General features: G+C 38.3%; 26 protein-coding genes and 4 tRNA genes. 11 read left to right on the forward strand and 19 right to left on the reverse strand.

Annotated elements, in window-relative coordinates; translation table 11 throughout:
- Window positions 1-153 precede the first annotated feature (153 nt).
- From EXE09_RS02840 to EXE09_RS02850, 3 genes are read left to right on the forward strand one after another with little or no spacing between them, the layout of a single operon-like run.
- A complete protein-coding gene (locus tag EXE09_RS02840; protein ID WP_130114314.1) occupies window positions 154-657 on the forward strand; it encodes a YfiR family protein in 504 nt (167 codons plus the stop codon).
- Between the two features lie 4 nt (window positions 658-661).
- Window positions 662-1879, forward strand: a complete 1218-nt coding sequence (locus tag EXE09_RS02845; RefSeq protein ID WP_130116285.1) for a sensor domain-containing diguanylate cyclase — start codon at window positions 662-664, stop codon at window positions 1877-1879.
- A gap of 35 nt (window positions 1880-1914) precedes the next feature.
- The gene (locus EXE09_RS02850; RefSeq protein ID WP_130116286.1) at window positions 1915-2394 is read left to right on the forward strand and encodes an OmpA family protein; all 480 of its coding nucleotides are present in this window, start codon (window positions 1915-1917) and stop codon (window positions 2392-2394) included.
- Between the two features lie 158 nt (window positions 2395-2552).
- Here EXE09_RS02850 and EXE09_RS02855 read toward each other — a convergent pair.
- The 8 genes from EXE09_RS02855 to secA form a co-directional block, all read right to left on the reverse strand.
- Window positions 2553-2629: transfer RNA gene (locus EXE09_RS02855), tRNA-Pro, on the reverse strand.
- A gap of 22 nt (window positions 2630-2651) precedes the next feature.
- Window positions 2652-2727 (reverse strand) — tRNA-His (locus tag EXE09_RS02860).
- Between the two features lie 38 nt (window positions 2728-2765).
- Window positions 2766-2842 (reverse strand) — tRNA-Arg (locus EXE09_RS02865).
- Between the two features lie 44 nt (window positions 2843-2886).
- Window positions 2887-2963, reverse strand: a tRNA-Pro gene (locus EXE09_RS02870).
- Between the two features lie 151 nt (window positions 2964-3114).
- Window positions 3115-4182: a quinolinate synthase NadA gene (nadA, locus tag EXE09_RS02875; RefSeq protein WP_130116287.1), complete on the reverse strand. Its 1068-nt coding sequence runs from the start codon at window positions 4180-4182 to the stop codon at window positions 3115-3117.
- A gap of 165 nt (window positions 4183-4347) precedes the next feature.
- On the reverse strand, window positions 4348-5568 hold the full coding sequence (gene argJ, locus EXE09_RS02880) for a bifunctional glutamate N-acetyltransferase/amino-acid acetyltransferase ArgJ (RefSeq protein WP_130116288.1): 1221 nt from the start codon (window positions 5566-5568) through the stop codon (window positions 4348-4350).
- Window positions 5569-5767: 199 nt separating this feature from the next.
- A complete protein-coding gene (locus tag EXE09_RS02885) occupies window positions 5768-6148 on the reverse strand; it encodes a hypothetical protein (RefSeq protein ID WP_068972927.1) in 381 nt (126 codons plus the stop codon).
- Between the two features lie 159 nt (window positions 6149-6307).
- Window positions 6308-9019 carry a preprotein translocase subunit SecA gene (gene secA, locus EXE09_RS02890; protein ID WP_130116289.1) on the reverse strand — a complete coding sequence of 904 codons (2712 nt, stop codon included), beginning with the start codon at window positions 9017-9019 and terminating at the stop codon, window positions 6308-6310.
- A gap of 341 nt (window positions 9020-9360) precedes the next feature.
- On the opposite strand from secA, the gene EXE09_RS02895 reads away from it, so the two are divergent.
- The gene (locus EXE09_RS02895; RefSeq protein WP_130116290.1) at window positions 9361-9999 is read left to right on the forward strand and encodes a peroxiredoxin; all 639 of its coding nucleotides are present in this window, start codon (window positions 9361-9363) and stop codon (window positions 9997-9999) included.
- Window positions 10000-10165: 166 nt separating this feature from the next.
- Here EXE09_RS02895 and lysM read toward each other — a convergent pair whose 3' ends face one another.
- From lysM to EXE09_RS02925, 6 genes are all read right to left on the reverse strand, one after another.
- Window positions 10166-10639 carry a peptidoglycan-binding protein LysM gene (gene lysM / locus EXE09_RS02900; protein WP_130116291.1) on the reverse strand — a complete coding sequence of 158 codons (474 nt, stop codon included), beginning with the start codon at window positions 10637-10639 and terminating at the stop codon, window positions 10166-10168.
- Window positions 10640-10947: 308 nt separating this feature from the next.
- Window positions 10948-11184, reverse strand: coding sequence for an acyl carrier protein (gene acpP, locus EXE09_RS02905; RefSeq protein WP_004723957.1), 237 nt, complete (start codon window positions 11182-11184; stop codon window positions 10948-10950).
- Window positions 11185-11270: 86 nt separating this feature from the next.
- On the reverse strand, window positions 11271-12017 hold the full coding sequence (fabG, locus tag EXE09_RS02910; RefSeq protein WP_130116292.1) for a 3-oxoacyl-ACP reductase FabG: 747 nt from the start codon (window positions 12015-12017) through the stop codon (window positions 11271-11273).
- Window positions 12014-13000: an ACP S-malonyltransferase gene (gene fabD / locus EXE09_RS02915; RefSeq protein ID WP_087552665.1), complete on the reverse strand. Its 987-nt coding sequence runs from the start codon at window positions 12998-13000 to the stop codon at window positions 12014-12016. The genes fabG and fabD overlap by 4 nt, the downstream gene beginning before the upstream one ends.
- A 175-nt stretch (window positions 13001-13175) precedes the next feature.
- Window positions 13176-13361 (reverse strand): 50S ribosomal protein L32, encoded by a 186-nt coding sequence (rpmF, locus tag EXE09_RS02920; protein ID WP_004723964.1) that lies wholly within the window; start codon window positions 13359-13361, stop codon window positions 13176-13178.
- Window positions 13362-13434: 73 nt separating this feature from the next.
- Window positions 13435-13998, reverse strand: coding sequence for a YceD family protein (locus tag EXE09_RS02925; RefSeq protein ID WP_130116293.1), 564 nt, complete (start codon window positions 13996-13998; stop codon window positions 13435-13437).
- Between the two features lie 97 nt (window positions 13999-14095).
- On the opposite strand from EXE09_RS02925, the gene EXE09_RS02930 reads away from it, so the two are divergent.
- From EXE09_RS02930 to EXE09_RS02950, 5 genes are all read left to right on the forward strand, one after another.
- Window positions 14096-14758, forward strand: a complete 663-nt coding sequence (locus EXE09_RS02930) for an elongation factor P hydroxylase (protein ID WP_130116294.1) — start codon at window positions 14096-14098, stop codon at window positions 14756-14758.
- Between the two features lie 86 nt (window positions 14759-14844).
- On the forward strand, window positions 14845-15462 hold the full coding sequence (locus EXE09_RS02935) for an L-threonylcarbamoyladenylate synthase (RefSeq protein ID WP_130116295.1): 618 nt from the start codon (window positions 14845-14847) through the stop codon (window positions 15460-15462).
- Between the two features lie 90 nt (window positions 15463-15552).
- Entirely contained in the window at window positions 15553-15816 is a 264-nt protein-coding gene (locus tag EXE09_RS02940) for a hypothetical protein (RefSeq protein ID WP_087552668.1), read from the forward strand.
- Window positions 15817-15955: 139 nt separating this feature from the next.
- Window positions 15956-16663 carry a DsbC family protein gene (locus EXE09_RS02945; protein ID WP_130116296.1) on the forward strand — a complete coding sequence of 236 codons (708 nt, stop codon included), beginning with the start codon at window positions 15956-15958 and terminating at the stop codon, window positions 16661-16663.
- Between the two features lie 227 nt (window positions 16664-16890).
- Window positions 16891-17703, forward strand: coding sequence for a tetratricopeptide repeat protein (locus EXE09_RS02950; RefSeq protein WP_068972916.1), 813 nt, complete (start codon window positions 16891-16893; stop codon window positions 17701-17703).
- A 246-nt stretch (window positions 17704-17949) separates the two neighbouring features.
- Here EXE09_RS02950 and EXE09_RS02955 read toward each other — a convergent pair whose 3' ends face one another.
- The 4 genes from EXE09_RS02955 to EXE09_RS02970 all read right to left on the reverse strand — a co-directional run bounded on the left by EXE09_RS02955 (window position 17950) and on the right by EXE09_RS02970 (window position 23685).
- The gene (locus EXE09_RS02955; protein ID WP_130116297.1) at window positions 17950-18873 is read right to left on the reverse strand and encodes an AEC family transporter; all 924 of its coding nucleotides are present in this window, start codon (window positions 18871-18873) and stop codon (window positions 17950-17952) included.
- A 122-nt stretch (window positions 18874-18995) separates the two neighbouring features.
- On the reverse strand, window positions 18996-20132 hold the full coding sequence (locus EXE09_RS02960; protein WP_130116298.1) for an NADH:flavin oxidoreductase/NADH oxidase: 1137 nt from the start codon (window positions 20130-20132) through the stop codon (window positions 18996-18998).
- A 39-nt stretch (window positions 20133-20171) separates the two neighbouring features.
- The gene (locus EXE09_RS02965) at window positions 20172-22340 is read right to left on the reverse strand and encodes a TonB-dependent receptor (protein ID WP_130116299.1); all 2169 of its coding nucleotides are present in this window, start codon (window positions 22338-22340) and stop codon (window positions 20172-20174) included.
- 46 nt (window positions 22341-22386) lie between these two features.
- The gene (locus EXE09_RS02970) at window positions 22387-23685 is read right to left on the reverse strand and encodes a carbohydrate porin (protein WP_130116300.1); all 1299 of its coding nucleotides are present in this window, start codon (window positions 23683-23685) and stop codon (window positions 22387-22389) included.
- A 389-nt stretch (window positions 23686-24074) separates the two neighbouring features.
- Between EXE09_RS02970 and mutM the strand changes: the two genes are divergently transcribed.
- Both mutM and EXE09_RS02980 read left to right on the forward strand, forming a co-directional pair.
- Window positions 24075-24929: a bifunctional DNA-formamidopyrimidine glycosylase/DNA-(apurinic or apyrimidinic site) lyase gene (gene mutM, locus EXE09_RS02975; RefSeq protein ID WP_130116301.1), complete on the forward strand. Its 855-nt coding sequence runs from the start codon at window positions 24075-24077 to the stop codon at window positions 24927-24929.
- Complete coding sequence (locus EXE09_RS02980) at window positions 24926-25210, forward strand: peptidylprolyl isomerase (RefSeq protein ID WP_087552675.1); 285 nt, start codon at window positions 24926-24928, stop codon at window positions 25208-25210. The genes mutM and EXE09_RS02980 overlap by 4 nt, the downstream gene beginning before the upstream one ends.
- On the opposite strand, the gene EXE09_RS02985 is transcribed toward EXE09_RS02980, so the two are convergent.
- Window positions 25207-26130, reverse strand: a complete 924-nt coding sequence (locus EXE09_RS02985; protein ID WP_228257151.1) for a hypothetical protein — start codon at window positions 26128-26130, stop codon at window positions 25207-25209. The two genes, EXE09_RS02980 and EXE09_RS02985, sit on opposite strands and share 4 nt — an antisense overlap.
- Window positions 26131-26134: the final 4 nt, after the last annotated feature.

Raw genomic sequence — 26134 nt, forward strand, 5'->3', positions numbered from 1 at the left:
GGAATTTATTTTTAATTTTATTTATTAATTGTTTTTTATTTAATCAATTTAACGTGATTTAAAGCATAATTATTCAAATTTTAACCTATTTATATTTGTATTTTTTCTTTAAACTACTCCATGTAAGTTAATGTCCAATAAATTAATTCGAATATGGTCCATTTAATAAATAGAAAAGCTTTCTGTTTAGGGGTTTTGCTCTTTTGTAGCAACTACTCCTTGGCTGATTCGTCACATAATATTTTTACAATGACGCTTTCTATTTTAAGTTATGCAAAATTAAAGAATCCAAACCCTGAATTGTGTGTTGTTGACAACCCTACTTATGCCAACCAATTTTCCAACTATATAAAACCCAATAAATCCCTGTTTAATGTCAGTGCAATACATTCTTCCGAATTGAAAAATCAACATTGTGATGCTGTATTTTTTTCCAATACCTCTGCACAAACTGAACAATTACTGATAAATAAGTCCCTCAACCCATTAATTTTATCATTCAGCTCTAGTAATCTCGAATGTGAAATAGGGAGTGTTTTCTGCCTTTCTACCAATAAAGCTGGGAATACTATTTTTAAAGTGAATTTAGATAGCTTAGCTCAATCTAAAGTACATATTGATCCGCGAGTTTTATTGCTCGCAAAGAATTCAGGATGACAACATGATTCTGAATCTATTTAAATCAACCTCATTACAAACTTTATTTCGTAAGTCCCAATTTACGATCTTTGCGATTACCTTATTTATATGCACTTCAACATTTGTCACTATTTCAGTATTTACCGTTGAATCCTATGCTAAACAGAATCTACTATTGATCAGCCGTACTGTTTCTGAACGTGTGCAACCCGCACTGGTCTTTTCAGATAAAATCACAATTTCACAAATTATTAATGAATACACCTTTCAACATTCAGTTCGTTTGATTGAAGTGTATGACATGAAAGGCAATAAAGTTGCTGAAAGTTTAAAAAATGCCGAGCATTATTCTTATATTCAAAAGATTTTCGATCAATTTTTCTTAAAAGAACCGATCAAGTTAAAAGTCCAACACCAAGGACAATTGGTTGGTCAAGTTATTCTTTATGGAAGCTCTAATGAGATTTTGATGTTTATTATCAAAATTTTTATTGGCTTAGCATTTGGGATGTTGTTTATGATTTTTGCAGTCTGGTGGTCGGTCAATTTAACCTATCGCCATATTATGGAATCTTTTTCACCCTTAATTCAGATTGCGCAGCTTTTAAAACAGCAAAAAGCCTATAATTTACGTTTCCCTCAAAGTGATATTAAAGAATTCCAAGAGCTCAATGGAACATTCAATCAATTATTAGATGAAATCCAAACATGGCATACACACTTACAAAATGAGAATAATGCGCTCTCCTATCAAGTACAGCATGACCATTTAACCCAACTACCCAATCGCAGTTATTTTTATCAAGTATTATGTAATTTATTTGAAGATCCAAATCAGCGTCAAAATCTCGCGCTCGTTTTTATTGACAATAACAACTTCAAAGCAATTAATGACCAATATGGACATTTAGTCGGTGACGAAGTGTTAAAGGAAATGTCTAATCGTCTTAAGCGCCATATTCGTCAAAATGATTTTGTTGCACGGCTTGCAGGCGATGAATTCGCCATTATTTTGCGCTCAATTTCTAAAGTTGAGCACCTCATTTCGATTGCAGAAAACCTAATTAAATGTTGTGAAGAACCTTTGATCTATAAGGAACAAGCAATTGCATTTAGTTTTAGTTTAGGGATTGCAATCTCAACTCAAGCTTCGAGTCCTGAGGATCTCATTTCTCAAGCAGATCAAGCAATGTATAAAGCAAAATCTTTGCAACATCACTGGTTTATTTACCATTCTTAATTTTTTATTTACCATTCTCAATATTCGGGGTTCTTATGACGTTTAAAAATGTGCAACTCTCTATACTTGCGCTACTCTGCCTAGTACTTTCTGGATGTATGAATTTGGGTGGACTGAGTTATAAACAAGCCAAAGCCGTGAAAAAAGAAGGCTTTGTACTGACTGATGAGGGTTGGAGTTTAGGATTACCTGAGCGTTTATTATTTGGTTTTAATGAATCCGATATTAAACCTGAACATCAAACTGAAATCATTCGCTTAGCCAATCAATTGAACAAGTACAATCTCAATAAGCTTAAAGTGGTTGGTCATACCGATAATGTCGGTGCTGCTGAATATAATTTAAAATTGTCTGAAGTTCGTGCACAAAACGTTTCTAATATTTTTATTGAGCAAAAATTTAAACCACAAAATATTCAAGTCGTAGGTAAAGGTGCTGAACAACCTATCAAACCAAATGACACAGAAGAACATAAAGCAGAAAATAGACGTGTAGCTGTGATCATTGTTCCTTAACCAATAAATCATTTCCATTAAAAAGACCTCTTCGGAGGTTTTTTTATATTCTAAAGTTTTTTGAATTATAGTTTTATAGTCGCAAATTTCAGACATAAAAAAACCGCATTTAAGCGGATAATTTATTATTTAAGCTTTTCATCATGGGTTAGCTTAAATGGTCGGAGCAGTAGGATTCGAACCTACGACCCCCTGGTCCCAAACCAGGTGCACTACCAGGCTGTGCTATGCTCCGTCTCACAAACAACTTAATTAATTGGGGTGAATGATGGGGCTCGAACCCACGACAACCGGAATCACAATCCGGGGCTCTACCAACTGAGCTACATCCACCGTCACATTAAGTTTTCAGGATCTATAATATCAAGCTTTGGTGCGCCTGACAGGATTCGAACCTGTGACCATCCGCTTAGAAGGCGGATGCTCTATCCAACTGAGCTACAGGCGCAGAACAATGATATAAATATCATAAATTACCTTGCCTTGAAGAATTGGTCGGAGCAGTAGGATTCGAACCTACGACCCCCTGGTCCCAAACCAGGTGCACTACCAGGCTGTGCTATGCTCCGTTCATCTCAGCTTTTGTATCGAACTTGTCGTTCGGTACGGTGTGCATTCTAGGCGTGACGCCCTTAGACGTCAACACCTATATTGAAAAAAAGTTAAAAAAACACGTCAAATGTATATTTATCAAGCATTTCAGATGTTTTTTATACGATTTTAACGTTTTAATTGTGCACTGAAGTTCAACATACGGTCTAAAGGCAATTTAGCACGTAGTGCCAATGCAGGATCTACGAATATTTCTTGATCACCCTTTTGCAAAACGTCCAAAATGCCATCTAGCTCATTCATCGCCATCCATGGACAGTGTGCGCAAGAACGGCATGTTGCACCTTCCCCTGCTGTTGGCGCCTCAATTAAGGTTTTGTTTGGTACAGCTTGCTGCATCTTGTAGAAAATACCACGATCTGTCGCGACGATTAAGGTATCGTGAGGAAGTGTTTGTGCAGCTTTAATCAGCTGTGAAGTACTCCCTACTGCATCTGCAATATCAATCACAGACTCTGGCGACTCTGGATGAACCAACACTGCAGCATTTGGATATAACGCACGCATATTTTCAATACCACGTGCACGGAACTCTTCATGTACGATACATGAACCATCCCAAAGCAACATATCTGCGCCAGTTTTCTTTTGAATATAACGTCCAAGATGTTGATCTGGTGCCCAAATGATTTTTTCACCTAGGCTATCAAGGTGCTCAACAATTTCAACTGCACAGCTTGATGTGACTACCCAATCCGCTCGTGCTTTAACAGCAGCAGACGTATTGGCATAGACCACCACTGTATAATCTGGATGTGCATCACAGAACGCTGTAAACTCATCTACAGGGCAACCAAGATCAAGCGAGCAAGTCGCCTCTAGAGTTGGCATCAGTACTGTTTTTTCAGGAGAAAGAATTTTCGATGTTTCTCCCATAAATTTCACACCTGCAACAACCAGTGTCGACGCCTCATGATCACGCCCAAAACGCGCCATTTCTAACGAATCCGAAACACAGCCACCAGTCGCCTCAGCAAGCTCTTGCACTTCAGGATCACAATAATAATGTGCAACCAATACAGCATTACGCTTTTGTAATTCTGCTTTGATTTGTTCAAATTTCTGCTGTTTCAGCTCAGGACTTAAACTATTGTCCTTTGGCTCACCTAAACGATCTAAATGCGCTTGCACAATCGACTTCGCTTCGTTGGCAATTAAGTTATTCGCATCATTCATAAGAGGTCTTCTCTTTCCTTGTCGCTGGCGTCTTGCTAGCGTCTACACATTTGTGAATTAATTGTACTTTTTATCGCACACAAATTCACCACGAAAAATGTTTTTGTGAAAATACACCGTTATAAAAAAGCCTCACGAATGAGGCTCTGTTTTTAAAATGTAAAATTAAGAACGATAGTCTGCATTGATTTTGACATAGTCATATGACAGGTCACAGGTATAAACCGTGTCTTTAGCCTGTCCACGCCCTAAATCCACACGAATAGTAATTTCTGTCTGCGCCATCACTTTAGCACCCGCTTCTTCGGTATAGTCCGCAGCAGCGCCACCATCTTTACAGATTTGCACATCATCCAACCAAACTTGGATTTTCTCTACATCTAAATCTTTGACACCCGCATAACCAATCGCAGCAAGAATACGTCCCCAGTTTGGATCAGATGCAAAAAATGCGGTTTTAACCAATGGCGAATGCGCAATGCTATAAGCGATATCACAACATTCTTGGGTATTATTACCACCTTCGACAGCAACAGTCATAAATTTAGTTGCACCCTCACCATCACGGACAATAAGTTGTGCCAAACGCTTCATCACACGGACTAATACTTCTAAGACATCGTCATAGCGAGCATCATCTACAGATTGGATTTCTGTACCACCCGCAAGCCCAGTTGCAGCAAAAATACATGAATCATTGGTTGATGTATCGCCATCAATGGTAATACGGTTAAATGATTGCTCTACCGCAGTTTTTAACATCAACTGTGTCAATTCACGTGAAATCGGTGCATCCGTTGCCACGAAACCAAGCATTGTCGCCATATTCGGGCGGATCATACCTGCGCCTTTAGAAATACCCGTCATGGTATACGTGATACCATCCAGTTCAAACTGCTCAGAAGCGCCTTTAGGGGTGGTATCAGTGGTCATAATGCCCGTTGCAGCATCCGCCCACGCGCTTTCATTTAATGAACTTAAAGCAGGTTGTAAACCTTGTGTTAAACGCTCGATTGGCAGTTGTTCACCAATCACACCTGTTGAAAATGGTAAAACTTCAAAAGCTTGTACACCTGCCAATTCAGCAAGTTTAGAACAAGTCGCTTCAGCATTTTCCATGCCTAGCTTGCCTGTACCTGCATTGGCATTGCCTGTGTTAATGACTAAATAGCGTGGATTGCCCATTTGCAAATGCTTTTTAGAAACATGCACAGGTGCGGCACAAAATGCGTTTTGGGTAAAAACACCCGCAACATTGGTGCCTTGAGCAAATTCAAAAATCACTAAATCTCGTCGATTCGGGTAACGTACATACGCCTCAGCAGAGCCAATTTTTACACCTTTTACCGCATGCATTTGCGGCATAGACACGTCACCAACAGCCATTTTTAAATGTCCACAGAATTAATTTGAAAACACAGCTTATTAGAATTCTCGATAAAAATCGAGCTTATTAAAATGCTTATTTATTTATACGATAAGAAATTCTTATTGATTTAAATATAAAATTAAAAAAGCCAGTAAATATACTGGCTTTTCATGCTTTTAGCATAAAATTATTCTCAATGACACAGCATTGAAATCATTACTGAGCTGTAGCTGGTGCAACTGCTGCCGCTGTTGTTGCATCCACACCAATCAAAGCTTGTTTTACTTTTTCTTGACTTGATGCTGACAATGCTGGATTTGTCGCAACTACACGATTAATCGTCGCAGGTGTAACTGCTGCAATCGCTGCAGTTTTCAGGATAATCGGACGACCTCCTGTATTACCTAAAGTATAACGAATGCCTGTGCGTGGGCTGATCACTGTTGTTGTATCATTTTTAACTTCAGCTTGTGCAGAAACCGCACCAGTCGCCGCTTGAACTTTTTCTACAGTGGTTGTTTGTGGAGCCGTATCAGCAAATGCTAAAGCAGGAACAGCTAGCGTTGCAATAAATAAAGGTTTTAATAATTTTGTCATTGTCGTCATTCCAGTGAATCAAATCAATTGTGCAAGTTAATACCATTTAATTGCTTTTACTGCAATGAAAATTAACCTACTGTAATATCTTGTAAAAAAAGCAGAACATTTGTCCTGCTTTTCCCACTTTCTAAAATATCTTTGAAAATATCAAAAAATTTAGATCTTGCCGTGACACTGTTTATATTTCAAACCTGAACCACATGGACATGGTGCATTACGGCTTTCTGGCACTGGTACTGTTTCAGTTTCTGCAAATTTTGCATCAATCACTTCATCCGAACCACTGATCCCATCAATATCATCATGTGCGAAGTTCAAACGCATTGCTTCCGCTTGAGCTTGCTGTTGCGCTTCCATTTCAGCCAGTTCTTCTGGTGTTGGAATATGTACACGTGAAATATCTGTCACGACATCAGATTTGATCACACCCAACATATTCACGAATAAATTGAATGCTTCTTTTTTGTATTCTTGCTCAGGGTTCTTCTGCGCATAACCACGTAAATGAATCCCTTGACGTAAATAGTCCATTGCCGCCAAATGATCTTTCCAATGACGATCCAATGAACCCAACATGAAATGACGTTCAAGTGTCACTGCTGTTTCATCGCCCATTTGTGTACGACGATCACGATAACGCGCTACGATTTCATCAGAAATACGTTCAACCAAAGCTTCTTCATCTAAACGACGATCTTCTTCCAACCATTGGTTAACGGGTAAATCTATACCGAAATCTTCACGCAATGCATTTTCAAGCCCATTAATATCCCATTGATCATGAATCGACTCTGGTGGAATATAGTTTTCAATTAAGCCTTTTGCCACTTCACGGTGCATTTCTTCAATATAATCTTGAAGTGAACTTTCTTCTAAAATTTCATCACGTTGCGAGTAAATAATCTTACGTTGTTCGTTATTTACATCATCGTATTTCAATAAGTTTTTACGAATATCGAAGTTACGTGCTTCAACTTTACGTTGTGCATTTTCAATCGAACGTGACACCATTTTATGTTCAATGGCTTCGTTTTCTTGCAAGCCCATTGCGCGCATCATACCAACCACGCGATCACCTGCGAAAATACGCATCAAATCATCTTCAAGTGATAAGAAGAAACGTGAAACACCAGGGTCACCTTGACGACCAGAACGACCACGTAACTGGTTGTCGATACGGCGTGATTCATGACGCTCAGAACCGATGATATGTAAACCACCTGAACTTAACACCATTTCATTATTTTGTTCCCATTCAGCTTTAAGACGAGCTTCGTCTTCGGCTGTGTGGTTTTCAATCTTCGCCAATAACGCTTTCCAGTTACCACCAAGCAGAATATCTGTACCACGACCGGCCATGTTGGTTGCAATGGTTACGGCACGTGGCGCACCAGCTTGAGCGATAATATCGGCTTCACGTTCGTGTTGTTTCGCATTCAAAACCTCATGAGCAATGCCTGCTTCTTTCAATTTATCAGAAAGAATTTCAGACGCTTCAATTGTTGCCGTACCAATCAAAATTGGTGCAACACCTGCTTCATGAATTTTTTGAATTTCTTCAATGATTGCGTTGTATTTACCATTACGGTTTAAATAAATTAAATCGTTTTGATCAACACGAATCATTGGACGATGCGTTGGAATCAATACCACATCCAAACCATAAATTTCTTTCATTTCCGCCGCTTCAGTATCAGCAGTACCTGTCATACCTGAAAGCTTTTTATACAAACGGAAATAGTTTTGGAATGTTGTCGTCGCTAAAGTTTGGTTTTCAGGTTGAACTTCTAAACCTTCTTTTGCTTCAGTCGCTTGGTGCAAACCTTCAGACCAACGACGACCAGGCATGGTACGACCTGTATTTTCATCGACAATGATCACTTCACCATCATGCACGATATAGTGAACATTACGTTGATATAAATAATGCGCACGAATTGCCGCTGAAACGTGATGTACAAGGTTTAAGTTTGATGGTGAATACAAGCTTTCGCCTTCAGCCAACAAGCCCATTTGAATCAATTCTTGCTCTACAGCTTCATAACCCGCTTCAGTCATTTCAACTTGGCGTTGCTTTTCATCAATCCAGAAATGTCCACCATCTGGAACTTTTTCTTCTTTTTGAGCATGTAGCTTCGGAGGAATGCTATTGATTGCCACATAGAGTTGTGATGAATCATCACTTTGACCAGAAATGATCAATGGAGTACGTGCTTCATCGATTAAAATCGAATCGACCTCATCGATAATCGCATAAACTAAACCACGTTGTTTTTTCTCTGCCATAGAGAAAACCATGTTGTCACGTAGATAGTCAAAACCGAATTCGTTGTTGGTTCCGTAAGTAATATCTGATTGATAAGCTTCTGCTTTTTCAATCGGCGATTGCATAGAATAAATCACACCGACAGATAAACCTAAAAACTCATACAAAGGACGGTTTAACTCAGCATCACGCTGTGCCAAATAATCATTGACGGTAATTACATGAACACCTTGTTCACTGATTGCATTGAGATAAACGGCCAAAGTACCCATCAGGGTTTTACCTTCACCTGTACGCATCTCTGCAATTTTACCTTCGTGCAAGGTAATACCACCAATGAGCTGTACATCATAATGACGCATACCCATGACACGTTTTGCAGCCTCACGACACACCGCAAACGCTTCTGGCATTAATTTATCTAGACTCTCGCCTTTCTTATATCTTTCTTTGAATTCTTCAGTTTTTGCAGATAAGTCTGCATCGCTGAGTGCAGATATCGTCGGCTCGAGCGCATTGATATTTTCGACAATTTTACGCATACGTTTTAGTTCGCGCTCGTTTTTAGTACCGAAGATTCCCCCGATCAGACTTGCCAACATATAAACTCTCTAAATCTTTGTGAAATAAATTTTTCTCAGACGATATTATGGTGGTAGAAATTTGAAGTACAAGGGTTTTGCACAAATCCTATCAAAAAAATCTGACGACCCGTTCTAGCACGTATCAGCTAAGGCGCATTAATGTAGCAAATTTAACCGATATTTACAGCGAGGTCGTGTTCAATTCTATATTTTTTTCATCTGCACTTTTTTATAGCTATTTTTTTCATAAAGAAATAAAAAAACACTATTTTTAATTATAAAAAAACTACGCAATAGTATTTAGGACGAGCTAAATAACGAACAATTTTTTCAATTTCTAAATGAATATGAGGTTTAAAATGACTTTACGATTAGGTGATATTGCACCCGACTTTGAACAAGACTCAAGCCAAGGCACAATTAAATTCTATGACTATTTAGGAGATCATTGGGGTATTTTATTTTCACACCCTGCTGACTATACACCAGTATGTACAACAGAACTGGGTTATACCGCCAAACTCAAAGATGAATTTGAACAACGTGGCGTAAAGGCCATTGCACTTTCAGTCGATGATGTTGAGTCGCACAAAGGTTGGATCAATGACATCAATGAAACGCAAGAAACGACTGTCAACTTTCCAATTCTGGCTGACAAAGATCGTAAAGTTTCTACCTTATATGACTTTATTCATCCAAATGCCAGTGAAACACTCACAGTACGTTCATTGGTGATCATTGATCCAAATAAAAAAGTCCGCTTAATCATTACCTATCCAGCATCTACTGGTCGTAATTTCCATGAAATTTTACGTGTGATCGATTCTTTGCAACTTACCGATAACTATAAAGTTGCAACGCCTGCAAATTGGCAGCAAGGTGAAGATGTTGTGATCGTACCATCCCTTAAAGATGAGACTGAACTCAAAGAACGCTTCCCAAAAGGCTATACGGTGGTTAAACCTTATTTACGTTTAACACCACAGCCGAATAAATAAAACATTTTAAGCATCAAGCAACATTCGCTAGATCACAACTTTGTTGTGGTCTTTTTTATGCTCAAAAATAATGTACCAAGTGCTATCCACCAAACTTCATAGAAAATCTAAATGAATAGCCATAAAAAAAGACCCCTTCAAGGAGTCTTTTTTATTCAACAATCCATTACGCAGGAATACGTAATACTTGTCCAGGGAAAATATCATCTGCATTTTTTAACAATGGACGGTTTGCTTCAAAAATTTTGTTGTACTGGTTCGCATCACCATAAAACTCTTTTGAAATTTTAGATAAGTTATCGCCTGATTTCACAGTATAGAACTTACTTTCAGGTTCTGGTGTAGCCACTGTCAGTTGATCATCCACTTGTGCAACATGATCAATATTACCTACAGCAAGAATAATTTTCTCTTTATCCGCCTGTGTTTGCACTTGACCAGAAACTGTCGCCAAATCCGTTGCGCCGTTATAGCTCACAGATAAACCCATTACAGGTAGTCCTAAAGACTTAATATGTCCTAATAATTTATTGGCAATCTCTTGCGCTGAAGGTTCTGTTGGTGTTGCAGGTGCAGCTTGTGGCTCTGCTGGCGCTGTATTCTTTTTACCAATGCCTTTAACAAAATCAAAAAGACCCATTTATGTTCTCCGTCTATTTATTAAAACTTGTTGTACTGTGAATGTTGCATTGAATTATGAATATTTCACCGACCTTTTTTAATTGAACGCCGAATATTTCACTGCAACCTTATAAAAATTTAGAACTCTATTTTTATAGCTAAAAAATATACTGAAATGCGTAGTCATTGGTGACAGAAAGGTAACGATATGTAACCAATGTTTTTGATTTTAAACTTTTTTCTGATTTGAATATGATTTCAGACATAAAAAAACCACCGAAACGGTGGTCTTTTCATGTAACACGAAAGTGCTACACCATCAACGTATTAACCAAGTTTCTTAGTTACGTAGTCAATAGCAGATTGAACAGTTGTGATTTCGTTAGAATCTTCATCAGGAATCGTGATGTCGAAGTCATTTTCGAAAGACATAACAAGTTCTACTAGATCTAAAGAGTCAGCGCCCAAATCATCCATGAAAGATGCTTCGTTTTTGATTTCTTCAGCTTTAATACCTAGTTGTTCTGCAACAGCTTGTTTAATGCGTTGTTCGATATCGCTCACAGGAATTCTCCTCATTGCTTGTGGCGGCGTTTAATTGCCTGATAGTTTAATTGAATATTAAGTTTTTTCAAAGTTTATACATCGCATTACGCCATGTATAAACCACCATTTACGTGTAATACTGTGCCTGTAATGTAACTAGCTTTGTCAGAAGCCAAGAAACTTACTGCATTTGCAATATCTTGCGGTTCACCAAAACGATTTAACGCAACTTGATCGCTCATTTTTTTACGAATATCTTCGCTTAACTGCTCAGTCATTTCTGTTGCAATAAAACCAGGCGCGATGCTGTTTACAGTAATCTGACGACTGCCCATTTCTTTTGCAAGGCTACGACTGAATGCTTCAATCCCTGCTTTAGCAGCAGAATAGTTCGCTTGACCTGGGTTAGCAAAGTGAGCCACCACAGAGCTGATATTGATAATGCGACCAAAGCGTGCTTTGGTCATACCTTTCAATACACGCTTAGATAAACGGAACACTGCTTTAAGGTGAATATTGAGAATGTCATCCCAATCATCTTCCGACATACGCAACAATAAGTTGTCTTTGGTAATGCCTGCATTGTTCACCAATACCAATACTGAACCATATTTTTGTTCAATATCAGATACCAAGGCATCAATTGCAGCACCATCACGTACATCTAGCACAGCACCTACACCATTTTCAGCAAATGCAGTAGATAGTTTTTCTGCACCTGATTCAGAGGTTGCTGTACCTACTACAAAAAAACCGTCTTGAATGAGTTGTTGAGCAATAGCGGCGCCAATCCCTCGACTTGCACCAGTGACTAATGCAACTTTACGTTCCTGATTTTCTACTTTGGTCATGCAATTTTCCCTTCAGCCACTAAAATGGCATTAAGTGCATCTTCCATACGGCTTTGTGTATCTAATGGAAATGCTTTTTCGATTTTTGGTAAACGTTTTGCCAAATTAGCCAACACATTGCCTGGACCACATTCAGCAACATATTGAATCCCTTGATCTTGAAGGAATTGCATTGTTTGCGTCCATTGTACAGATTGGTACAGTTGAGCAGTCAATGCTTGACGTAACTGCGCAACATCTGTCGCGATGCCTGCGTTGACATTTTGTATTACAGGAATACTTGGTAGCTCAATGGCAGTTTGTTCCAAAGCTTCTGCAAACTGTTCAGCCGCAGGCTTCATCAAAGAACAATGCGATGGGACAGAGACAGGCAAGGCAATCGCTTTACCGCCATTCTCTTTTGCAGTTGCCATCACAGCATCAACTAAAGTTTTATCCCCTGCAATCACAACTTGCCCTTGAGCATTGTAATTTGCTGCTTCAACAGAACCGCGACCTTGAATATTGGCTTGTTCACAAAGCTCTAATACTTTTGCATCTTCTAAACCAAGAATCGCAGCCATTGCGCCTTGACCTTGTGGTACTGCGGATTGCATCAATTTGCCACGCAAATTCACCAATTTCACAGCATCTGCCAAAGTCATTGAATTGGCAGCCACTAAAGCGCTGTATTCACCCAATGAATGACCCGCTAGGTATTTTGGTGCAACACCACCCAAATCCAACCATACGCGCCATAATGCAATACTTGCAGTCAATAAAACCGGCTGTGTATTTTCAGTTTGATCTAAACCTTCACCACTTTGTGCAATATTCCACAAATCAAAACCAATCGCATCTGAAGCTTCAGCAAAGGTTTCTTTTACACCACTGAACTGTTCAGCAAGTTCAGCCAGCATTCCAACTTTTTGTGAACCTTGACCTGGAAACAAAAATGCAGTTTTTGTTGCTTGAGCTGCTTGTTCGAGTCGTTTAGCAGACATATAAAAAGTCCTTTATGTAATCTTGATCGTTTCCGATGCGGCAATTTTACAGAAAAAAAAATTTAATTTAATTGCGAAATACAACAAAAAAAATGCTTTTGTAAAATCCTAAAACAAAAAAAGGGAGCTTTCGCTCCCATTTTTTTCACTAAGCTTTCGCCTAATGCATCACCAATTATTCAGCATCAGCTGCTTTAGCGAATAATTGACGACCACGGTAGAAACCATCTTTAGTCACGTGGTGACGACGGTGAGTTTCACCCGTAGTTTGGTCTACAGTTAATGCATTCTCGGTTAAAGCGTCATGTGAACGGCGCATGTCACGGCGAGAGCGACTTTTACGGTTTTGCTGAACGGCCATGATGGCTCCTTACAAATCGAAAAAATGGATCAGAACAAATTCGGTTGTCTTAACTAAGATTATAACACAAAAATTAGTTAAGTTTACCCTTCAAACTTGCCAAAACATCAAACGGATTATCTCGTTTTTCTTCGACAATGTTCTGAACGGCTGGTTGATGCTTATGCTCACAAACGTCATGCTTGGGAGATAAAGGCATCAACAATAATAATTCATCTTCTAAAAGTGCAAGTAAATCAACAGTTGCAGGGGTATTCGTTACGTAATCACCCTTTGTTGTCGCTTCACTTTCACCTAGTACGATGAAATCAGCATCCTCATCCAAGCGCTCTATCAGTGACTCATCGTCAATTAAAGCCAAATGGAAATCAGAAACTAAAGGAATTTCTACAGAATCCAGACAACGCTGACACTCCATAGGTGCTTTTGTTTCTACATGACCATCTAACCAAACGATACGATGATACGCATCCATTGATAGCTTACAGTCTATAGTGATCAATTGATCATCAATTGATCCAACAGCTTCACGGGAAATACGAACAAAGCGAGACAATGGCAGTGTACCTGACCATGTAAAGCCTTGTTCAGCCCATTTAAACGGCTCAATCTGTGCCGGAAAGGTATTTGCTGACATAATTAAGGCGGCAATTCTACAAATTCATAGGTACTCTGTCAAAGATTAAGATACAATTTTGTACTTATTTAGACAGATCTTTTGGGTAATACAAGTCATGCATCAGTTGCAGCCGCAACCTGAAGTCACCACTTCATTACAGTTCGACACACATTTAGCTTCAAATTCTGCTCAAAACACCACCCAAGTGCAACGCTTCGCTTGGGAAAATTTACAGACCGAAGTTCAACAGGTCGATTGGCTTATCTTACACTTTAATGATTGGTTTTCCCACTTAAATGTGACGCTTGTTCGTGGTGAGTTTGAACCAGAATATTTCCCAGCGACAACTGAGTCCCCTGCGCGCATCCAATTTGCTCATGGTTTTTTTAATAGTGCACTGCATGAAATCAGCCATTGGACCATTGCGGGTGATAAGCGTCGTCTACTACCAGATCTAGGTTATTGGTATGCGCCAGATGGTCGTACAGCTGAACAACAAGCTTTATTTGAACAAGTTGAAATTAAGCCTCAAGCGATTGAATGGTTATTTTCCAAAGCCTTTGGACGTAAATTTCGTGTATCACTGGATAATTTAACTGGTGACGGTGGTGATGGTTCAACATTCAAAGACAATGTTTATGCACAACTACAACAATATTTAAGTGGTGAGGTCAATCTTCCGCGGGATGCAAAATATTTTATTGATTGTATTTGCGAAGTAACACGAGGTGGCAAAACATTACAAAGTGATGAATTTCAGCGTGATGCATTAGACTAAAGAATGAAACAGTCAAAACAATGATTGCAACACACCTTATACTCAAGTGATAATTGAATACATAATAAATCAAGGAGGAAATCATTATGTTGCATTTAAGAGTACATCCTGACAATCCTCAACCCCGTTTAATCAGCCAAGCAGTTGAAAGAATCCGCGCGGGTGATGTCGTGGTTTATCCAACTGATGCAGCCTACGCAATTGGCTGTCAGATTGGAAATAAGAGTGCGATGGAACGTATCGCACAAATCCGTGACCTTGGTGCAAAACACCAATATGCAATTATTTGTGCTGATTTATCTGATATTGCGACTTATGCCAAAGTCGACAATGCCATGTATCGTCTACTGAAAGCCAATACGCCAGCAGTCACGACTTATATTTTACCAGCGACCAGTGAAGTACCTCGTCGTTTAATGCATCCGAAGAAGAAAACCATTGGTTTACGTGTTCCTAGTAATCCAGTCTGTCAAATGTTGCTTAAAGAATTAGGTGAACCGTTATTGACCAGTACATTGATTTTACCAGGTCAAGAAGCACCAATGGATGACCCTTATGATATTGAACAACTTTTAGAAAAGCGTATTGATGTATTTATTGATAGCGGTTTAGGTACGCTGACAACGACAAGTATTGTTGATTTATCGGGTGCTAATCCAGAAATTATTCGACGTGGTGTCGGTGATGTCAGCGCTTTTGAGTAAGCACTTCGCACACTATCTATAATAAAACATACACGACAAAGTACACTTTAAATCACTTGGTCGTGTTTTGAGTATCTAAATGGTATTGAAATGAATCTATTTACAGTTTTACTCAATATCCATGAGTATTCTGATGAAGACATACTCTATGTCGAACAACCTTGGGCTTTAGAATCAGACGCCATATTAACAACAAAAGAAGATACACAGCCAATCATGTGTAACAACATAAAATATGAATATTTTTTAGAGATTTTTATCATTAAAGAACTTTTTGAAGACTATGAAACTCAAAATGTATGTCTTCAAGATCAATGTTTAAAAGTTATTGAATACGCGCTAAATGATGCTTAACTTAGATTTCAAATCGGCATTTCTATCATTCGCAAGGCTTATTTTTAATTCTCTCTTTCTTAAATTTCTACACTTTAACAATATGAATAATGCAGCAAATTAGGCAAGATGATTCAAATTTAATTTGCTGTGTAATCCAATGAAACAATGGCTCTCCCTCCTCACAATCAGTATATTTTCTATAACGTCTGCCCATGCTGATATTTCAACACTCAAACAAAATCTAAAGACACAATATCCTGAAATAGAAGCTAAATCGGTAAATACAACGCCTATCAAAGACATTTATGAAGTCTATATGGGTGGACGTATTGTTTATACCAATGAAGATGCGAAATATTTCTTTGTTGGGAATTTGATTGATCTCAAAGCACAAAAGAACCTGACTGAAGAACGCCAAAGTGCTTTAACTGCGATTGATGTCAAATCCTTACCACTCAATCAAGCAATTAAGCATGTCAAAGGCAAAGGTGAACGAGTCATTTACTTATTCAGCGACCCAGATTGCCCTTACTGTCAACATCTTGAAAAAGACTTGAAAAATATAGATAACCTGACGATCTATTTATTCTTATACCCAATTAAATCATTACATCCAAATGCCGAGAAAATCGCTCAACAAATTTGGTGCTCTAAAGATGCATATCAAGCATGGCAAGACTATTTAATTGATAAAAAACAGCCAGCTTTAGTCAAAACTTGTACCACACCAATTGATAAAAATATTGCACTTGCCAAAAAATTAGAGGTAGATGGTACGCCAACCTTTTTCCTCAAAGATGGTTCACGTATCTCTGGTGTCCGAGATGCTGAAGAAATTGAATCACTTTTAAAATCAATAAAATAACAAAAGCCAGATTGATTAAGCGTAGTTAACTTTATTTCTACGCCTAATTATCTTTAAAAATCCTTAATTTCTTGGTATTTATTCCTAATTTATACATAAATACATCAACATACACATTTGCTATATTTACATTTACAAATTTCAAATTAAGATAAAATATGTCTTCAACGATATCCTCTCACGAAAAATGGAATTGTGTTGAAATTAAAACAAGGTATATAGTCACAATGAAAAAAATTCTTTTAGCAACATTACTTAGCATTTCATGTGTTTCTGCGTTTGCAGCAGAAGCACCGCAATCAAATGTAGATCCTGCTTTTGCCAAAGCACAGGAATTGATCCAAGCGAAAAATTACACTGCTGCTTTTCAAGAGCTAGATCGCCTTGGCAAAGCGGGAAATGCTCAAGCCTTATATAACCTCGGTTATCTCACTCAAACTGGACAAGGCACAGCAAAAAATGATGCAAAAGCCCTCAAATATTATCAAGACTCATCAGCAAAAGGCTATCCAGTAGCGAGTTATGTACTCGCGCAAAGTTATGCTGTGGGTCAACTCGGTTTGCCCAAAGATCCTAAAAAAATGCGTGAATTCTTAGAGAAATCATCAAATCAAGGTTTCGATGATGCAACTGTGGAATTGGCGGTACTACTATTTTCAGAAGGTACACCAGCCTCAGACAAACTAGCTTTACAAAAACTTGATCCACTATTGAAAAAAGACTTTGCTCCAGCCATTCATGCCAAAGCATTGTATGACATCACCGAAGGTGCAAAAAAGAAAAATGCAACGCTCATTAACCAAGGGCTTACTGCAATCCAAAATTTAGCGAAAAAAGGTTATATTCCTGCATTGATGGCTGTAGGTAATATGATGGTGAATGGCAATATCATTGATCAAAATCTACCTGAAGCGAAAAAAATCTTCTCAGAACTTGCAAAGAGTAATGTACCTAAGGCCAAAGAGTCTTTAGAAATCGTAAATAAGCTGATTGCTGAACAAGGGAAGAAACCAGTAGCGAAAGCACCTGCGAAAAAATAAATCAGCTTATACACTTTTCAAAAATACTCTCTACGGAATAATGCCAGACAGTTAAGGTTTTTTAAATCCTCCCCAACCCTCCTTTTTCAAAGGAGGGGGTCTTCATTACTAAAAATGATTTTAGTTACAAGAAGTTCCCCTCTTTCTCAAAGAGGGGTTAGGGGAGATTTTAGAAATTTTTCCAATAATTTTGCTTAACTGATCAGCATTATCTCTACGGAGAGTATTTTTTTAACTCAATCTTCGCTACCACCAAAGACCAATCAGACCACTTACCACAACAAATCCCAAAAGCGTACTCACCATTAACGGTGTTAATGCTTTCTCATTAACCCCATAAACCTGCCCAAATATGCCAAAGATTGACGGCATTGGCAGTGCAGCAATCAATGTTCCTGCATAAATCATTTTTTGTTCTAAATCCGTTAAATAAGTCAGCCCTAAATACACCAAAATTGGCATACAAATATTTTTAGAGACGACGAGATAGACTGTTTGCAAATTAAAAGATTGGATACTCAACCCAACCATTCCCCCACCAATAATGAATAAAGCCAATGGTGATGCAGTTTGACCAATCATTGCAAACACTTGATCGACTAGATGTGGAATTTGGATTTTAAAAATGGCACAACTCATTCCAATCAGAACTGATAAAAAGAGCGGATTTTTAAATAAAGTAATGAATGTCGTTTTTAAAATTGAGAATAAATTGGCTTGCCATTGTCGCCCTATTTCTGCAAGTGTCAGCATCAATGGAACAAGGAATACACTTTCAATAATCACGATCAAAGAAATATAAACCATGGCTTCATTGCCCATGAGCAGGGTTAAAATCGCCGCACCTAAAAGTCCTGTATTGGACATCGAAGCACCCAACGAATAAACCGAAGCATGAGTAAACGAGTTTTTAAAGAATTTTTGACCAATAAAAAATGACAAACCAAATAATAAAGCCGTGATGCCAATATAAGTAAAGAAATACGAGGGATACCAAATCTCATGCAAATCTTTAGAAGAAAGCGCGTGAAGCAATAAAGCAGGCAAAGCAATTTTGATAACAAAAGCACCTAAAGCCGTAATTTGCTCTTTGCTAATCAATGCAATTTTGACAGAAGTAAAACCAAGAAATAATAAGAAAAATACAGGAAAAATTACCGAAAAAATCATCTAAAGCTTCCTGTAATTTATCAACACAATAAAACTCTATCCTAAAATAGAATGAATCAAAACTTAAATACTTTAAAGGAATAAGCACTTACTCCTTTGCAATAATCAGAGCGCATATCAATTTAAAATTCTTTAAATAAATCTCTTAATCCATGAGGCTGACAGCGTAAATATTGTGGCGCAATAGCGACTTGAGCACCTAATTTTGCTGCCGCATGCCATGCCCAACGTGGGTCATATAAGAATGCTCTTGCCAGTGCGATCGCATCTGCTTGCCCACTTTGCAAAATCTGTTCTGCTTGTTCTGCTTCAGTAATTAATCCAACAGCAATTACTGGAACATTCACTTGCTTTTTGATTTGTTCAGCAAAAGGTACTTGGTAATTTGCCCCAATTTTAATGTCTTGATTTGCATGTAATCCACCAGAAGACACGTGAATATATGCTGCACCTAATTGTGCTAAAGCTTTAGAAAGTTCAATACTCGACTCAATATTCCAACCATTTTCATGATCCATCCAATCTGTTGCCGAAATACGCACACCGACTGGATAGTCTTGTGGCACAGCATCTCGTATGGCTTTAAAAACTTCTAACGTTAATTTGAGACGATTTTCTAAACAGCCACCATATTCATCTGTCCGCTGATTGGACAATGGTGACATGAATTGATGCAATAAATAACCATGTGCCGCATGGATTTCTATTAAAGAAAAACCTGCATCCACAGCACGGACTGCCGCGGATGCAAAATCTTGAATAATTTGATTAATTTCAGTTTTTGACAATTCATGCGGTGCGATATCCGTCGAATTAAAAGCAACAGGACTTGCTGAAACAGTCTGCCAACCGTGTTCATGATTAGGCGCAATTTGTCCTTTACCCAACCACGGCTTATCGGTTGATGCTTTACGTCCTGCATGTGCAAGCTGTACCGCAAAAGGCATCGGTGAAAGTGTTTTGACTTTATTTAATAGTGTTTTGATTTGATCACGTTGTTGATCATTCCAAAGTCCCACATCAGCATAACTGATCCGCCCTTCCGCTTGCACCGCAGTGGCTTCAATAATACATAAGCCTGCGCCAGACAAAGCATAATTTGCCCATTGTTGCTCATGCCAATAGGTGACTTCACCTTGATCAGTCGCAGAATATTGACACATCGGTGCAATAATAATTTTATTGCAAAGAGAAAGTGATCCGAACTGGATTTGCTCAAATAATTTTTGCTCAAATAACTTAGGCTGTTTTCCTGACATCACACTTTCCTCTTACGCTATAAAATTTATCATCTTCTATTAAAATTGCTTAGTCACGCTCAGACCAGCGCTCCAATTTAAACCATCCGCAGGTTCATAGTAACGATAGACGCCTTGTGACCCTGATGTATTGACGATTACTGAACCGACATAATCCTTATCAAAAACATTATCTACACGTGCATAGCTACTTACTTTCCAATCGTTATTTTTCCATAAATAACCAATATTAACAGAAGTCACACTATAACTTGGTGCAAATTCAGAGTTAGCATCATTGGCATAAATTTTATCCATATAACGTACATCAAGCCCCGCATTAAAACCAACTTCAGGTTGCCAACCTAATGCAACATAAGCTTGGTTCTTCGCAATGCCTGGAATGTAATTACCCTTTTCAATCGCCAAACCATCTGAGTTTGAATATGGAGAATCAAATTTTGCATCAATATAGCTATAGCTCGCCTGTGCAGTTAAATCTTTCCAAAGCTTATTTTGCCAAGAGAACTCAACGCCCTTTCTCAATGTTTTATCAGCATTTTTATAAACTGTACGACCTGTATCGCTGAGATATGAAACAATATCATCATGCGTTTCTGTATAAAATCCTGCCAAAGTGAACAAACCAAATTCATTCTGCGCTTTAAAACCCAACTCATAATTATCACTTGAAGATGGGCTTAAATCGGTATTTATTCCACCAATAATTTGACTTTGGTCAATTGGATCTAAACGGTAAGCACTTTCGGTAAATGTAGGTGTTTCGAAGCCTTTCGCATAACTGACATAACTGGTCAAGTCGGGAATAATTTCCCAAGATAACGCTACTGATGGTAAAAATTTATCATACTTATTTTTACCACTATCATCACCATTTGCTAAATAATGATCTTTAGATTCATAACGGACATTGCTATATCGTAAGCCTGTATCTAATCGAACTTGAGGTAAAAACTGCCACGAAGCTTGCAAATACGGATCGATATTCCAAAGTGTATTGCTTTCTTCACGGCGTAAATTCCCCTTATTACCAAAATCATAATCTGTTGCAGAAGTATTCACAGAAGTTCGTTTAAAATTTTCATAACCGCGTCGATCTTCATCCATTTGATCAACAGCTAAACCAAGACTAATGCGTGTATTCGGCAATATATCTTTCCCAGTCCAACGAAAATCAGCTCCGTAATAATCACGGTCAAAATCAATCACCCCACCTGCATGATTAGGATTTCTTTGCACCGTATTTGGAATACCTTGATATTGGGTAACTTCACGATGCCCTGCATATCCCATGACATAGATTTCATGATGATCATTGATTGGTTTAGACCATGTAAGCCCTGTCTGAGCTTGCTGAATATCTTTACGAACTTGATACTTCAAAACATTTGCTTGAACTTGTTTTGGGTTGTCTTTCCATTCTTGCTGACTCAAACCCTGTGGATCATTGGCAGAGATATCCACATAATTCATTAACCAGTTAATTTTAGAACCATCATCCAAGTTCCAAGTAAGCTTTGCATTACTCAATACTTTTTGAGCATCACCATGTTCCCGATAACCATCGGTATCAAAGTAAGAAGTACTCACCACATAACTTGGTTCATTGGCTTGACCTGAACCGCCTTGCAAAACGACATCAGCACGATTTTTATTATGACTGCCTGTTGAATAGCCCAATTCAATAGAATCTCGCCCTTGCCCTTCTTTGGTTGTGGTTAAAATCGCCCCACCAGATGAGTTACCATAAAGTGCTGAAAATGGGCCGCCTAAAACTTCGATATGATCCAAACTAGACAAATCAATATTGGAAGTTTGACCTTGTCCATCTGGCATGGTTGCGGGAATGCCATCTACATACAAACGAATACCACGCACACCAAAGGTTGAGCGTGCACCGAATCCACGCATTGATAATTGTAAATCTTGTGCGTAATTTTCACGATTATTGAGTTGTAGACCCGGAACACCTTTGAGTGTTTCTGTAAGATTCACGCCGATATTATTTTGATTTTGAGACTGTTCAATGCGATAAACAGAGGCTGGGGTTTGAAGCAAACTGGTATCTGAACGTGTTGCTTGCACTTTGATGGTGGGTAATTGCTGAGTGGAAACCTGAGTTTCCGTCTCAGCATACAAATTCTGTGCGATGCATGCCGTTAAGCAAAGTAGTGTTGTTTTAAAATTTAAATATTTCACACTTTGCATAACGGATTCCTCGGGAGCTTGTAGAAAATAACTCTAGATAATAATTTTAGAAAATAACTTTAGACCCCAAACCAATAACAAAGGCATTGTCTACTTGATTCGTCGCACCTGGATGCACCACATACTGTATCAAAGGGCGAAGCATGAACCATTTGGTTGGGTAATATGAGTAGTTCAGCTCAATATTATACTCCGCATCTTCATTTAACTGTCTTGAATTTGTGCCAAGGCGGTTATTATTCACATAACTGACATAACGATCGTTTAAATGCACACGATTGACTGCTAAACCTAAAATATCATTGGAACGACCTTCTAATAATCCATAATATTTTAGCCCTAACTGTTGTGAATCATTGACAGCCGTCGTTGTACGATCATGCAACGTAAAATTACCAAAGCTATGTAAGCCTCGCTTACCTTCACCCGTCGAAGTCAATTGCTGTTCAAATGCAATCCATCCACCATAGCTACGATCTTCGCCTTTTGTTCCTGCTTTATGAGCAATATCGTACTGATTTTTCGCATCATCTGCTGTGTTGTAAAGCGTACCAAAGCGATAACTACCAGGAAGATTATTCAACCCTTGTTTTGGCGACCATACAACTTCTGACAGAATATTCACACCATCGGCATGATCTGTATCAAGATTCCACCCTTGACGCTCCAAAGCATTTTCAGGGTTATATTCAAATACCCCCACTTGGGCAAATAATTCAGGATTGAACTGATATTTCACACGACCACCCCATTGTGAAACTGGTGTGTTATACCAAAGCTTGCCTTGCCATTTCCCCATTTGCGCTGCACAAAAAGCATTGCCTTGGAAATCACATGCCATAGTATTAAATTCAGTCCCTAAGCCCATACGCCCCAAACGGACATCCCAACCCGAATCAAATTTTTTATCAATATACAATTCACTCAAACGGCTACCAGAGTTACCACGCCCCCAGTTGGCTTGAGAATTTGCCCACTGTGGAGCATCAGGTGCTTGAATCCCGCGTAAAGACGTACTTTCACCTTGACGCGCGGTAACTAAAGCACGAATCGTAACACCGCTCCAGCCTGCGAGCTTTGTCATATCTAAGGTTGTGCCTAAGCCAAATTGCGTCGCAAATGTTGGCGACTGGTGTGCATCATAACCACCATCGGCAAGATACGAGCTATCCATTGCAATCGTACCATCGAACTTGACCCCTTTATCAGCCAGTTCAGTACGCGTACCACCCCAGTCACCGGTCATGGTTGAGCCATTTAAATCAAAAGCATCTTCTGCAAATGAAACCGAAGACATCATGGTACAAATCGAGATTGCCAATAATAAATGCGCAATTTTTTTCATGGGAAAGCCTAGTGTGAAGCAAAACAAAAATAGTGAGTTAATCAATATGAAAACTTCGAAATTTCAAAGACCTAAATTTCAAATATTTAATTGAAAAATCAACTTATAAAAAAACAAAATTCCTCTACTTAATTGACCTTTTAAGTCAATAAAGAGAAATTATTCACTAGAAATTTACACATTTTTTTACATATAACTATCAGATAATTTTTATTAGTTTCATAACTTCTCGTTATGAGTTAACTTTGTTTTAAATAACAGATGTTTATTTCTAAATAATAAATCTGTACTTAGACCAATGTAGAAAAAGGCAACAAGTAAATACTGTGCTTTATCCCACTGTGATTCTTGCTTACAATAGCCCACCTCCCAATCAGAAATGCTGAGCAATGCCTGAATTACCAGAAGTTGAAACCACAAAAACCAGTTTACTGCCCTTGCTTGATCAAAAAGTGATGCAGGTACAAGTTCGTGAATCACGTTTACGTTGGCCAATTCCTGAGGATATTCAGCAACTTCAAGGGCAAAAATTAATCAGCCTGAGCCGTCGTTCAAAATACATCTTAGCAGAATTTGAGCATCATACCATGCTATGGCATCTAGGTATGTCTGGTAGTTTTAGAATCTGTAATCCAGAGGATGAACTGAGAAAGCATGACCATTTGATTATCCAATTTGAAGACTGTGAGCTACGCTATCACGATCCTCGTCGTTTTGGGTGCATCATTTGGCTGAATGAACAAAGCCAAACGAAACTGATTGATACACTTGGCCCTGAACCGCTGAGTGATGCTTTTAATGCTGAATATCTTGCTTCAAAGTTTAAAAATAAAAATGTCGGTGCAAAAGTCGCGATTATGGACAACCATATCGTCGTGGGAGTCGGCAATATTTATGCCACTGAAAGCCTATTTAATCTTGGTATTCATCCTGCTCAACCTGCTTCTAGTCTAAGCGTCGATCAGATTGAAAAACTCGTCATCGAAGTAAAACGCATTTTAAAACAAGCGATTGATTTGGGTGGTTCAACTTTAAGAGACTATAGCAATGCCATGGGTGAAAATGGTTATTTCCAACAAACTCTTTTGGCTTATGGTCGTGCAGGTGAAATGTGCGTGAACTGTGAAACCACCTTGGAAAACTTAAAGCTTGGTCAAAGAGCCAGTGTTTTTTGTCCACAATGTCAGCCACTCAAAAAAGTTAAAATGATCGCAAAGAAAGTATCTAAGGGTAATAAATCATGAAGTCTGCTATCGTTCGTCACATTTTAGTGAAAGATAAAGAACTCTGTGAACAACTGAAAAAGAAAATTAAAGCAGGTGCTGATTTTACTAAAATTGCGAAACAACACTCGACTTGCCCATCTGCTAAAAAAGGTGGTGAACTCGGTGATGTTAAAAAAGGACAATTGGTTGCACCGATTGATAAAGCAGTTTTTACATTAGCTGAACGTGAATTACATGGGCCAATTAAAAGTCAGTTCGGTTGGCACTTACTCGAAATTAAATTTCGTATGGATTTTTAATCTAAGCTTTCACATTCTGCTTGAGAGGTAGAAATAAGATCGCCTTGTTGTGCGATCTGCGCATTCGACTCACCTTCAAATTGGTAAACACTTAACCATGCTGTTGTAAATGGTGTCTTTGATTGATCGATATAACCACTTAAGCCCTTTCCATTTCCTTGCATGATACAGATGGGTTGGTTTTGATGTAACTTTTGAAGCGTTGGGGTCGAAATTCTAATCTGTTGTTCCACAGCTGTTTCAGGATCATCATTTTCTGCAAGTTGTTTACGAATATTTTCTGCAAACTCTACTTTCAAATGTAAAGGCTGTTCTAAGACCAGCGCTTTCATTTCATCAGGAAGATTCTTAAAGCTTGGTGCAAGCTCCTCCTCGCCTTTATACGCCTTATAATCTTTGATATTACAATGAATTCTCTTAAAAAAGGATTGCTCCAACCCCATCGTGTTAGACCATGAAATTGAATTAGCAACATCCTCAATATCTTGAATTAAAAACGATGCTGTTGGGCTATTTAAATAATATAGTTTATCAAAACTATCGGATGATCTTCGCTGTGGTTCTGAGTTTTCCGCGTGCTCTGTTTTAAAATTAATCCAATTTTTATTTTGAAGATAATCTCCAGAATGAGAAGAAACATCCGTTACTTTTGAATTTGGAAGATAACGTCGATCTGTAAAACGTAAAATTTCAAAATTATGATTCTTCAAACCAATGAATGTATAAACGCCCAATGCTTGATTGCTAAAATATATACCTTCTTTCTCGTGATCTATATCATAGCCCTCACATAATGATTGTACTTTAGCTCGAATAGATGGACTAAATTCATTGAGAAAACTTTCATCTACTTTTGCTTTAGACTGACAACCTGCCAGTAAAAAGCATGTAAAAGCAAATAATGGTAGACGCATTTTCATCAAT

The sequence above is a fragment of the Acinetobacter sp. WCHAc060025 genome, assembly GCF_004209355.1.
Lineage (GTDB): Bacteria > Pseudomonadota > Gammaproteobacteria > Pseudomonadales > Moraxellaceae > Acinetobacter > Acinetobacter wuhouensis.